Below are 11,040 nucleotides of genomic sequence, written 5' to 3'. Positions count from 1 at the left end.
GTCGCACGTTGGAGGCAAGAATATGAGCGAATTCCAATACCTTGAGCCCGGCAACCGAATTGAAGCATGGGATAAAACCGGCACCCGCTGGCAAGGCACCGTTGATATGGCAGACCCTGATTTGGGCGTTATTTGGATCCACACGGACGTTGGGGAACGCAAACTCCTCGACTTCCACGAGCATACGATCCTTGCGCCCTGCCGGTAAATCTGCAACAGACTCGCTCAGGCCTGTGTAAGACAAAGGCCGATAATGGACGTTTCGTAAATCTAGGGATGCTGCCCGTACCAGCCCAATTCGCCCCTTTTCTGCCAGCAGGATTGACGTACCCAGCCCGAACCGGAGCGTGATACGGCAGCTCAACGCCCTAAGGGATCCCGCCGGGCCGTAAGCCGGAATGCCCCAGCGCTGACTCCGCAAACTGGTGGCGTCCCAGCTCTCCGGCTCCCGTAACACCACCAAACACGAAGGCCCACAAAGATCCCGGCGGTCATGTCATTACTTCAGAAACTGCTGCCGAACTTGCCGACTGGATCATGAAACCGACCTAATCCCGGTGACTCTCGTCGTCGCAGCCTACCTTTCGACAACAAGGCCGCACCCCACTGTATGGGGCGCGGCCTGCGTTGATGCCTCGGTACTTCGACTAAGCGGCGGGGACCAGGACCGCGGCGGGGACCAGGACTACGCGGCGGGGACCAGCTTCAGGCCGGAGTTCCACTGGTACGCCGGGAGTTCGTCATTGGCGGAGAGCAGGATGTGGAGGAAGCCGGTCTGCTCGAGCTGCCGGGCACGGCGCTGGGGGCCGACGACCACCGGGTTGAGCCCGGCTCCGGCGGCGAAGTCGACGACGGTCTGGATTGCGGCCTCGTCATCTCCGGCGATCAGGACGTCAAGGACGTGTCCTGCTACGGCACCTTCACCGAGGGTCGCCGCGAACGTGGTGTTGAAGGCCTTGACGACGCTTGCGCCGGTGATTTTCTGGAGTTCTTCGGCAGCAGAGCTGTCTGCGGGCACTGCCAGGCCTTCGAAGGTGGCGAAGTCCACGGGGTTGGTGATGTCCACGTAGACCTTGCCGTTCAGGGCATCGCCGTAACGGGCAACAATGGCTTTGGCTGCGTCGAAGTAGACAGCCGGGATCACGAGGTTGCTGGTGAGCTCGTCGCCCACCACCCCGGTTGAGACCTGGCCGCCGAGTTCCGAAGCGAGAACCTGGGCCTTGGCCTTGTCTTCGTGTGCGAGCAGCTGGACGCTCTTGCCGGCGGCGATTGCCCGGGTTGCCAGGCCGCGGGCCATGTTGCCGGTTCCGATGATGGTGATATCAGTCATTTTCTTCTTCTTTCCAAAAAGGTGGGACAGGAAGTTCACGGGGATCATTTCGTTGGGTGGAGGGGCCACGCGGTATTAGACGAGGGCCTTAAACCTTGTCCGGCTGAACAGGGCGTAATCACCTGAGAACTTGGCCGGGCCAAAGAGCGCGATAGCGATTGCTGCCGCAGCCAGGGCCAGGACCAGCTCATAGCCACCATCGGCCGCGAAGACGCCGGCCGGTGCGTGAACCAGGAACAGGGCTCCGAGCATGTCCACGGCGAGAAGTGCGGCGAACACGCGGGTCAGCACGCCCAGGATCAGGGCAATTCCACCGGCAAGTTCCAGGGTCGCCACGAGCGGAGCGACGATGTTTGCTGCGGGGACGCCCATTTCGGCGAAGGACGCCTGGGTGCCGGCAATGGTGAACTGGCTGAACTTCTGCCAGCCGTGGGCGGCAAAGACGAAGCCTGCGAGGACCCGCAGGACGGTCACTGCCGTGGTAGCGGCGGGGGAGAACTGATTCATGATGGTTACCGTTCGAACGAGGGGGAGCGTCGTCCTGAGAGTCGGACTGTCGCTACGCATTAGTTGAAGCTACAACTAGCGTCGCACGCAATAAGTTGAAGTGTCAAGTAAACGCCACAGTAGATCTGCGCCAGCCTCGGCCCGCCTGCCGCCGTCGGGCTCTTCTACCCGATCCGCGCCTCCTCCGTCAGCCGGTAGAAACCGCGGTCATGGTAGACCAGCGGCGTACCTTGTCCAGGCTGACCCACAACCTCAAGCACCTCCGCCGCCAGCAGGATCGAGGCGCCTACCGGAACCCTGTGCGTGATCCTGCAGCGCAGCGCCCACAGGACTCCTCCCAAAAGAGGCTCCCCGGTCGGCAGCGTCGTCCAGTCCATGCCGGCGGTGAACCGCTCTGTGCCGGGCTTGGAAAACACCTTCACGAGGTCCACCTGGGAGGCAGCCATCATGTGGACCACCACCGTTTCAGCCTCGATCAGCTGCTCGGCGGAACGGCTGCCGGACAGGGAGAAGGAAAGCGCCGGCGGATCCGCGGAAACCGACGCGACAGAGGAGGCGGTCAGGCCCACCGGCCCGGAATGCCCGACGGCGGTCACTACAGTTACGCCGGCAGGGTGGGACCGGAAGGCGCTGCGGAAGAGGTCGGTCATCGTGGGAGTTGAGTCTGCGGGGGCACTGGAGGGGGGGCATGGGCCTGCGCTTTCGTAGCAGTCCCCGGGTTTCCGGGGTCCCTACTACCCTAGGACCTCAACAATTGTTGAGGTCCAATCGACAGCGACGGGCCAAGGCGCCCCGGCCAAGGTGGCGGGCGCAAGGACCGGGCCGGCGGCATAGGACAACGCAGACCGCATGCCACCCGGCGTCACACAAGGCTGTTCCCAAGCCCCAAAACGCCTAAAACCCCTACCCTTAATCCGTGACTTTTCCCAAGATCCGCACCGCCGCCGCGAGCACCCTCGCCGCCGCCGGTCTCCTCATCGCCCTCGCAGCATGTTCCACGCCGGCCTCCACCCAGCCGAACCCCACCGCGACCTCCAGCGAAGCAGCATCAAGCACCTCTGCCAGCGCAGCCGCTGACTCCGGCCCCTGCGACGGCGTCAAGGTCATTGTCGATTCCGGCGCCATCAAGCAAGCTGCCGCCACCGAGTCCGTCTGCGTGCCCGTCAGCGAGGCCACCACCGCAGCCAAAGTCCTCGAACAAGCCGACGTGAAGACCGAGGGCACCAAGCAGTACCCCGCCGAGCTGGTCTGCCGCGTCAACGGCGTGCCCGCTGCCGACTTCGACATCACCCACAAGGGCGGCACCTACCGCGAAGAATGCGCCACCATGCCGGCAGCCTTCGCTTACTGGGCTATCTGGATCAAGCCCGCCTCCGGTGACTGGACCTACGCGCAGGAAGGCCTGGCCACCCAGCAGGTCAAGCCGGGCGAGAGCCTGGAACTGCTCTACACGGTTGACGGCGCACCCGCCACACCCACGGCATGACCTTCAGGCCCGCACCGTTACGCGCTGCAGCGGCACTCGCCGTTATCTTCGTTGCGGCGCGGGTCATCTATCGCATCCTCTTTAACGGAGCGGGCGCCGACGGTCCCGTTCTTCTCAACCTGCCGCCGGTCAGGCTGCCGGCGCCGTTCGCCCACGTCGTCCTGCTCGGCCCTGTCACCGCACCGGGGCTGTGGGACGCGGTGTTGTCGGCCTTGCCGATCGCTGGCCTGATTCTCGCTTTCGGCCTGGTCAACGCCTGGGTGGATGTAGCCCGGGGGTTTGTGCGCCTTGCCCGCGGCGGTCCGTTCCAGGGCATCGCGCGCACGCTGGTGGTCGCGTGGGCCGCGCTTCCGGCGCTCGCCGACGCCGCTCGTTCCGTCCGCTTGGCCTTCCGGCTGAGGGGCGAGAAATTCGGCCCGCGGGCCTTGGTGCCCATGCTGGAACGCACGCTCGAGCATGCCAGCCGGGTAGCCGCGGCCCTTGAGTTGCGCGGCTTTGGCAGCCGGAACAGCCGGCACGCGCCCCACGGAACCGGCCGGGCACCCGTGGAGATCAATGAGGCCTTCTTCACCATCGGCAGCACCCGGCTCCGCATCGACAATTTCCGTCCTGCGCCCGGTTCGGTCACCGTGATCACCGGCCCCACCGGCTCCGGCAAATCGACCATTCTTCGCGGCATTGCCGGCCTGCTGTCCCACGTCGACGGCGGAAATATCTCCGGCACGGTCCACGTCGGCGCTGTGAAGAGGGCGGATGCGCCGCCACGCGACACGGCCCGTCTGATCGGCGTCGTGCTTCAAAATCCGCGGGCCGCCTTCGCGAGCACGCGCGTTGAGGACGAGATCGCGCTCGCGCTGGAATTGCGCGGGGAACCGCGCGAGGACGCCAAGGCACGGACGCTCGAGGTCGCGGAACGCATCGGCGTCACGGCGCTCTTGCACCGGGACCTCAGCACACTTTCGGCAGGGGAAGCGACCCTCGTGGCCATCGCCGCCGCGGTGGTGGACCGCCCGCCCGTGCTTCTGGTGGACGAGCCGCTCGCCGACCTCGACCCGAATGCCCGGCACCGTGTCATCGCCGTCCTCAACAGCCTCGCGCGGGAGTCGGGAGCCTGCGTCATCGTCGCAGAGCACCGTGCGCGGCCCCTGGTGCCGATCGCCGACGCCTGGTGGACAATGCACGACGGCGGCCTGGTACCGGCCGCTGCACCCGCACCTTCGCTTCCGGTCGAGGAAAGCCCGACGTCGGCGGCGATCGAAGAGCCTCGGGGAGCCGAACGCGTGCTCTCCGCGAGCAACCTGTCAGTGCATCGGGACGGTAAAGCGTTGGTGCGCGATGCTTCGCTGTCCGTGCACCGGGGCGAGATCGTGGCGCTGGTTGGGCCGAACGGTGCCGGAAAATCGTCGCTGCTGGTTGCTCTGGCCCTCGGCGAGGGAACCGGTAGCGAAGCGAAGATCGACGGCGGCCGTATCGCCTTGGTACCCGACGCCTCAGATGACCTCTTCACCCGGGATACCGTGGCAGGAGAACTCCGTGCGGCAGATCGACGCACCGCCCGGCATGCAGCCAGCGCCGGCGGACGGGATACGGTTGCCGGACCAACCATCCCGGCCTGGGCCCGCTTGGCACTCCTTCGTGGACAGCCAGGGATGCCCGGCGGAACCGAGCACCCACGGGATCTCTCGGCAGGGGAGCGGCGCATCCCTGCCATCACCCTGCAGACAGCCGACGACCCCCAGGTCCTCCTCATCGACGAACCCACCAGGGGCCTCGATCCCACAGCCCGGGGTGCCGTGGCGACGGCGTTGCGTGCGGCGGCGGGGACGGGCGCGGCGGTCCTGATTGCCACGCACGATCTTGATTTCGCCCGGCAAATCGGCGCCCGGATACTCCCGATGCGTGAGGGTGTGGCTCCCGCTGTTCCCGGGCCTACTCCCGTGCCAGTTGCTGCGCCAGCTCCTGCTCCGGCTGTTCCGGCGGAGGCGATGCCGGAGTCCATCTCCCTGCATGGTGCGAACCCAAGGCATGACCACGTTGCCATGCCCGCACTGCACGCTACCCGCCGCCCTACCCGGCATTTCCGCATGCCGCGGTCCGTCGAAGTGGCCATCCTCGCGGCAGCAAACGTGCTGGCCCTGGGAGCGTTTTGCTGGCCCTTGGTCGCAGCCGCGCTTCCCCAGGATGCCGCAGCCGCACTTCCTTATGCGGCTCTTGCCATTGCGCCGCTGGCGGTGGTGGCCATTGTCGTGTCCCTCGACGGCTCCGTCCGCTCGGCGCACACAGTAGCGCTGCTCGGAGTCCTTGCAGCGGTTGGTTCCGCAATCCGGGTGGCGAGCACCGGCGTCGGGGGCGTTGAAGCGGTCTTCATCCTGCTGATCCTGGCAGGCCGCGCCTTCGGTGCCCGCTTTGGCATGCTGCTGGGCGCTGCGACGATCGCTGTTTCAAGTGCCCTGTGGAGCGGTATTGGTCCGTGGTCGCCGTTCCAGATCTTCGCGTGCGCCTGGGTCGGCGCCGGGGCCGGCCTCCTGCCCCGGAACGTGCGCGGCAAGGCCGAGCTGTGGATGCTGTGCGCTTACGGCGTTGTGGCGTCCTACGTGTTCGGTTTGCTGACCAACCTGTGGTTCTGGCCTTTCGCAGTGGGCGCTGGGACGGGCATCTCCTACGTACCGGGCGCCCCGCTGTCCGCCAACCTCAGTAGCTTCCTGCTGTATTCGTTCATCACTTCGACGGCGGGATGGGACACCCTGCGGGCAGTCACCACGATCGTGGGTATCGCGTTGGTGGGACGCGCGGTGCTTGCGGCGCTGAGACGCGCGAAGCCGCTGAGCGGCCAGTCCGGAACGGCTGCGGAAGGTCAGGGTGCCGCCCGCCCCGTCTCTGCCGATGCCTGAAGGTGCCAAACCACAGCGCCCGTTTCGCTGGCAGGCATAACACTGCCTTCGAAAACGAAGATCGGCTGTCCGCTGCTGCCTTCCGGCAGCCAGAATCCATTGGCTGGGCAGTGGGATCCTGTCCTGGCTGCCAATAGCGGCGCGCCGCTCCGTGATTCGTCGGGAAAAATGCGGACCTTCTTCACGTTAGCCTCCCAATCGCAATCCCGAACTCGTTAAGGCTTTCTGCCTTCTGCGAGACCACGTTAGGTTCCGGGGCGGCTCATGACCAAGATCAAATCCTGATACCTGCATAAGCAAATCAGATGACCCGCTCGGGTGCTTTGCCAACAGGCCGGTCATGGCGGCGTCGTGGGTGCCGGGCGTCATAAGGGAAAGCTATGGAGGGATACTCAATAGGTCTTTGTGTGATGCATATCTCCAGCATTAGGTTGAGAGCCGGGAACACATCCTTATCAATATTTTCCCTTTTCTACCCCAATAGAAATAAACATTTCCCTGCACCCTCGGAAGACATTTGCTGACGACGTCAAATTCTTCCTCCACATGGAAAGAGTCAATTAATGAATCTGTTCAGTAAAGGCAAAGTGGTGCTGGCGGCGGCAGCCGCGGCCACACTCGTTCTCACCGGGTGCGGAGGTGGTTCAGGGAGCGCCGGCACCAGCAACTCCAGCGCCACGTCGGGGGAAATCAACCTCATCGCCTACGCGGGTGTTTGGCAGGACCAGTACAACGCAGCCGTGATCGAACCCTTCAAGGCCAAGTACCCGGACATCAAGATCAATTACTCGTCGAAGCGGTCATCTGCGGAGATGCTGAGCGCGTTGCAGGGTCAGAAGAACGATCCCGCAACCGACGTGGCGATCATGGACAACTCCGTGTCCACCACAGGCAACACCCAGGGCCTGTTCGACAAGATCGATGAATCGGCAGTCCCCAACCTTGCCAATGTTCCTGAGAAGTTCCAGGACAAGAGCGGTTTCGGTCCCGTCGTCATGCTGGACGCCGTCGGGCTCTTGTACGACACGGCCACGTTCCCCAAGGCTCCTGAGAGCTGGGATGTGCTCTGGGACCCGGCATACGCAGGCAGGATCAACGTCAACGCTCCTCCGTCCCTGCTCGGTCTCTCCCTGACGGCGATCACCTCGAAGATGGAAGGGGAGGACTACACCCAAAGCATCGACAAGGCAGTTGCGAAGCTGAAGGAGATGGCCCCTGGCGTCCAGACGTTCGCACCCAACCCGGACGAATACCAGAACGTCATTACGGGACAGACCGTTCTTGGCCTCGGCCAGAACGCCCGCGGCCAGTTCTACAGCGACCAGAGCAACAAGAAGATGGGCGTGACTTTCCCGAAGGAAGGCACGGTCTACCAGATCAACACGGTCAACCTGGTGAAGGACGCCCCCAACAAGGCGGCCGCTGAAACGTTCATCAACTACGCCTTGTCGCCCGAAGCCCAGACGGCTTTCGCAAAGGCCCTCTTCTACGCACCGTCCGTGACCAACGCCGAACTTCCGGCCGAGGTGAAGGATCGCGTGGTCCCCACTGATGGTTCGCTCAACATCGTTCCCCTCGATGTCCAGTTCCTGTCCTCGGCCCGTGACAAGTGGACCGACACCTGGAAGCGCCAAATCATCACCAAGTAGCGCCCGGCAGCGCGCCCCTCGACCAACTTCGCTTCAGGAGAACTGAAAATGATTGAATCCAAATTGTCGATCGTGGATCTGACCAAGAGATACGCAGCCGGCCTTGATCCGGCCGTCGACCGCCTGAACATGGAGGTGGAAGAGGGGCACCTGGTGGCGCTCCTCGGCCCGTCGGGATGCGGTAAGACGACCACTTTGCGCATGGTCGCCGGGCTAATGGATCCCACAGCGGGATCGATCGTGGTGGACGGCAAGGAAATAACCCACACCCCGGTCAACAAGCGCGGGATGGGCATGGTGTTCCAGTCCTACGCCCTGTTCCCGCACATGAACGTTGAACAGAACGTCGGTTTCGGCCTTCAGATGCGGCAGGTGTCCAAGTCCGAGCAGCAGAAGCGTGTTGCCAGCGCCTTGGACATGGTCCAACTGGGCCATCTGGCCAAACGGCAGCCGAAGGAGCTCTCCGGCGGACAGCAGCAGCGCATCGCCCTGGCGAGGGCCCTGGTGGTGGAACCCACCTTGCTTCTCCTTGACGAGCCGTTGTCCAACCTCGACGCCAAGCTGCGCGAAACAATGCGCACCGAGATTCGCTCCATCCAGCAACGGACACGGGCCACAACACTCTTTGTCACCCATGACCAGGACGAGGCCCTGGACATGGCCGACCGCATTGCCGTCATGAATGGTGGCCTGATTGAACAGTTCGGATCGCCCACCGAAGTGTACGAACGGCCCCGGACGCGGTTTGTTGCAAACTTCATTGGCCAGGCCAACTTCCTGAAGGCGAGGGTGGTAGCTGAGATGGGTTCGGCTGCCGACGGTGAAATCCACTACAAGGTGGACGTGGAAGGCCTGGGACAGTTCGGTGCCGTGGGAGCTCCGGGCATGGCCGGCTCCACCCGCGAACTTGTTATTCGTCCGCATAGGCTCAGGGTTGGCACGGAGCAGGGTGCCACTGATGCCATCCCCGGCATTATCGAGCGGATCAGCTACACCGGAGATGCCCTCTCGGTGGGCGTCAGAGTCGCAGACCGCACGCTCAATGCCCAGCTCCTGACCTCCAGCGGAAAGCTGCCCAGGCTCGGAGACGCGGCTTACCTGTCCTGGGATGCCCAGGATGCCTACCTTCTGCCCGAAGCCCCGGAAAGTTCCGCATCATGACCACGCTCAAAGAACCATTGCAGCGGCCAAGGCTAGGCGCGGCAGAAGGGGAGCTGGAGCAGGCAACCACCAAGCGGAACAGGCGGACCTACCTCGCACTGCTGCTGCCCGGACTCCTCGGCCTCGTGGTGAGCTTCGTTTTCCCGCTCGCCTACATGGTCCGGATGTCCTTCAACAAGGGAGCACCTGACGGCGTCATCGAGGAGACCTTCACCCTCGACACGTACATCCAGCCCCTCACGGACCCTTACTACTGGCGCGTCACCCTGGACACGTTCCAGATGGGTGTCACGGTGGGCGTGCTGTGCGTCATCGTCTCCTACCCGGTGGCGCTGTTCCTCGCGCGCAGTACCAGCAAATGGCGCGGCTTGCTCATTGCCATAGCCATCGCTCCGCTGCTGACGTCTGCCGTCGTCCGGACGTACGGGTGGATGGTCATTCTTGGGACCAACGGCCTGGTGAACTCCACCCTTGCCGACTGGGGCCTCATCGACACCCCCTTGAAACTGACCAACAACATGACCGGCGTAACCATCGGCTTGGTTGAGATCTTCATGCCCTACGCCATCCTGGCCATGATCTCCGGCTTCGGGCGCCTCAGCCCGCAGCTTGAGGAAGCGGCCGGCTCGTTGGGGGCCAGCAAGTTCAAGGTCTTCACCAGAGTGACCTTGCCGTTGAGCCTGCCCGGGATCCTCACCGCATTCCTGCTGGTCTTCGTGCTCTCCATCAGCACCTTCATTACGCCGCGGCTGCTGGGTGGCGGAAGTGTCCAGGTCCTCGCTACCGAAATCTACGACCAGACCACAGGGTTGCTGAACTGGCCCTTCGCTGCAGCGCTCTCTGTGATCCTGTTGGTTTTGTTCGGCCTCATCATCGCCGTATATCAGCGCCTCACCAAGAAAATCGGAGGTTAGCCATGTCCGAGGCCCGCCTTTTCAAGCCACGCTTCAACCCGGCCAAGCCTGCCTTCGGCATCCTTGTGTTCCTGCTGTACTTGTTCCTGTTGGCACCTTTGCTGATCGTCTTCGTTGTTTCGTTCGCCTCGAACCAGTACCTTTCCTTCCCACCGGAGGGTTTCACTTTCAAGTGGTATGAGATGCTCCCCGAGGAGAGCACGTTCATGAACGGCATGAGGATCAGCCTCATCGTCGCAGTCATCGTCACTGTCATTGTTCTGGCGCTTGGCGTTCCGGCAGCCCTGGCGTTGGACAGGTTCGAGTTCAAAGCGAAGGCCGCGGTTCAATCGTTCTTCTTGTCACCCCTGCTCATCCCGAGCATTGTGCTCGCCCTCGGAATGGTCCTCCTTTTCGGGCCGCTCAAGCTCACCAACACCTACGCGGGCATCATCATCGGCCACATTGCGATCACTATTCCGTTCGTCATCAGGACCACGCTGATGAGCCTCGCCACCACGGACACGTCCTGCGAAGCCGCAGCCCGGATCCTGGGAGCCAACTCCTGGACCGTGTTCCGCAGGGTCACGTTGCCCATCATCCAGCCGGGCGTGATCGCGGGAGGCGTCATTGCTTTCATCGTCTCCTTCGACGAGGCCGTGATTTCCCTGTTCGTTGCGGAATCGGGCCTCCCCACACTGCCGGTTCAGGTCCTGCGATACGTGGAAAACTCAGCGGACGCCGCCGTCGCCGCCCTGTCCGTCATCCTCATCCTGATCTCCCTGGCCGTGGTGGTCATTGTTGAACGGGTCATGGGACTGCGCAAGGCGTTGCGCTGATTCTTCGCTCCTATGCGCGGGATGCCGCGTTTGTCCATCTCACCGGCAGTGCCGGAACCATCAGCGAGCGGATCAACGCCCGGGTTCACGAGTACATGCCTGCCACGTTGCTGGCTTCCCAGCTGGAAACCCTCGAAGCCCCGGACGCGGATGAGCGCCACATTTCGGCCGGGATCAACAACAGCCCGGAGCTGATCGTGGGTCAGGTCCTCGCCCAGCTGGGGCGCGGGCAGCCGGGAGACCGCCAGCTGGTCCGCTAGACACTTCCAGACACCACGCCGCAA

The 11,040-nt window shown here is 63.6% G+C and carries 11 protein-coding genes; 8 read left to right on the top strand and 3 right to left on the bottom strand.

The window, feature by feature from the left end; translation table 11 throughout:
• Positions 1-22 precede the first annotated feature (22 nt).
• Positions 23-208, top strand: coding sequence for a hypothetical protein (locus AUR_RS09375; RefSeq protein WP_021474511.1), 186 nt, complete (start codon positions 23-25; stop codon positions 206-208).
• Positions 209-685: 477 nt separating this feature from the next.
• On the opposite strand, the gene AUR_RS09370 is transcribed toward AUR_RS09375, so the two are convergent.
• The 3 genes from AUR_RS09370 to AUR_RS09360 form a co-directional block, all read right to left on the bottom strand.
• Positions 686-1,330, bottom strand: a complete 645-nt coding sequence (locus AUR_RS09370; RefSeq protein WP_062099402.1) for an NADPH-dependent F420 reductase — start codon at positions 1,328-1,330, stop codon at positions 686-688.
• A 75-nt stretch (positions 1,331-1,405) separates the two neighbouring features.
• Positions 1,406-1,837 (bottom strand): DoxX family protein, encoded by a 432-nt coding sequence (locus AUR_RS09365; RefSeq protein ID WP_062098615.1) that lies wholly within the window; start codon positions 1,835-1,837, stop codon positions 1,406-1,408.
• A 164-nt stretch (positions 1,838-2,001) separates the two neighbouring features.
• Positions 2,002-2,487 (bottom strand): flavin reductase family protein, encoded by a 486-nt coding sequence (locus tag AUR_RS09360; RefSeq protein WP_128397127.1) that lies wholly within the window; start codon positions 2,485-2,487, stop codon positions 2,002-2,004.
• A 266-nt stretch (positions 2,488-2,753) separates the two neighbouring features.
• On the opposite strand from AUR_RS09360, the gene AUR_RS09355 reads away from it, so the two are divergent.
• The 7 genes from AUR_RS09355 to AUR_RS20280 all read left to right on the top strand — a co-directional run bounded on the left by AUR_RS09355 (position 2,754) and on the right by AUR_RS20280 (position 11,016).
• Positions 2,754-3,323 carry a hypothetical protein gene (locus tag AUR_RS09355; RefSeq protein ID WP_062098611.1) on the top strand — a complete coding sequence of 190 codons (570 nt, stop codon included), beginning with the start codon at positions 2,754-2,756 and terminating at the stop codon, positions 3,321-3,323.
• Positions 3,320-6,214 (top strand): ATP-binding cassette domain-containing protein, encoded by a 2,895-nt coding sequence (locus AUR_RS09350; RefSeq protein WP_062098609.1) that lies wholly within the window; start codon positions 3,320-3,322, stop codon positions 6,212-6,214. The genes AUR_RS09355 and AUR_RS09350 overlap by 4 nt, the downstream gene beginning before the upstream one ends.
• Before the next feature lie 563 nt (positions 6,215-6,777).
• Entirely contained in the window at positions 6,778-7,863 is a 1,086-nt protein-coding gene (locus AUR_RS09340; RefSeq protein ID WP_021474505.1) for an ABC transporter substrate-binding protein, read from the top strand.
• A 48-nt stretch (positions 7,864-7,911) separates the two neighbouring features.
• Positions 7,912-9,024, top strand: a complete 1,113-nt coding sequence (locus tag AUR_RS09335; RefSeq protein ID WP_062098607.1) for an ABC transporter ATP-binding protein — start codon at positions 7,912-7,914, stop codon at positions 9,022-9,024.
• On the top strand, positions 9,021-9,938 hold the full coding sequence (locus tag AUR_RS09330; protein ID WP_021474503.1) for an ABC transporter permease: 918 nt from the start codon (positions 9,021-9,023) through the stop codon (positions 9,936-9,938). The genes AUR_RS09335 and AUR_RS09330 overlap by 4 nt, the downstream gene beginning before the upstream one ends.
• Before the next feature lie 2 nt (positions 9,939-9,940).
• Positions 9,941-10,756: an ABC transporter permease gene (locus AUR_RS09325; protein WP_021474502.1), complete on the top strand. Its 816-nt coding sequence runs from the start codon at positions 9,941-9,943 to the stop codon at positions 10,754-10,756.
• A 95-nt stretch (positions 10,757-10,851) separates the two neighbouring features.
• On the top strand, positions 10,852-11,016 hold the full coding sequence (locus tag AUR_RS20280) for a hypothetical protein (RefSeq protein WP_021474501.1): 165 nt from the start codon (positions 10,852-10,854) through the stop codon (positions 11,014-11,016).
• Positions 11,017-11,040: the final 24 nt, after the last annotated feature.

This window comes from Paenarthrobacter ureafaciens (assembly GCF_004028095.1).
Taxonomy (GTDB): domain Bacteria; phylum Actinomycetota; class Actinomycetes; order Actinomycetales; family Micrococcaceae; genus Arthrobacter; species Arthrobacter ureafaciens.
Note: the sequence above shows the minus strand (reverse complement) of the source record. Positions and strands in the feature narration are given on the sequence as shown.

Excerpts from the sequence above, each read along its gene's own strand:
- AUR_RS09375 (WP_021474511.1), top strand. The coding sequence starts at position 23 with ATGAGCGAATTCCAATACCTTGAGCCCGGCAACCGAATTGAAGCATGG.
- AUR_RS09370 (WP_062099402.1), bottom strand. The coding sequence starts at position 1,330 with ATGACTGATATCACCATCATCGGAACCGGCAACATGGCCCGCGGCCTG.
- AUR_RS09365 (WP_062098615.1), bottom strand. The coding sequence starts at position 1,837 with ATGAATCAGTTCTCCCCCGCCGCTACCACGGCAGTGACCGTCCTGCGG.
- AUR_RS09360 (WP_128397127.1), bottom strand. The coding sequence starts at position 2,487 with ATGACCGACCTCTTCCGCAGCGCCTTCCGGTCCCACCCTGCCGGCGTA.
- AUR_RS09350 (WP_062098609.1), top strand. The coding sequence starts at position 3,320 with ATGACCTTCAGGCCCGCACCGTTACGCGCTGCAGCGGCACTCGCCGTT.
- AUR_RS09340 (WP_021474505.1), top strand. The coding sequence starts at position 6,778 with ATGAATCTGTTCAGTAAAGGCAAAGTGGTGCTGGCGGCGGCAGCCGCG.
- AUR_RS09335 (WP_062098607.1), top strand. The coding sequence starts at position 7,912 with ATGATTGAATCCAAATTGTCGATCGTGGATCTGACCAAGAGATACGCA.
- AUR_RS09330 (WP_021474503.1), top strand. The coding sequence starts at position 9,021 with ATGACCACGCTCAAAGAACCATTGCAGCGGCCAAGGCTAGGCGCGGCA.
- AUR_RS09325 (WP_021474502.1), top strand. The coding sequence starts at position 9,941 with ATGTCCGAGGCCCGCCTTTTCAAGCCACGCTTCAACCCGGCCAAGCCT.
- AUR_RS20280 (WP_021474501.1), top strand. The coding sequence starts at position 10,852 with ATGCCTGCCACGTTGCTGGCTTCCCAGCTGGAAACCCTCGAAGCCCCG.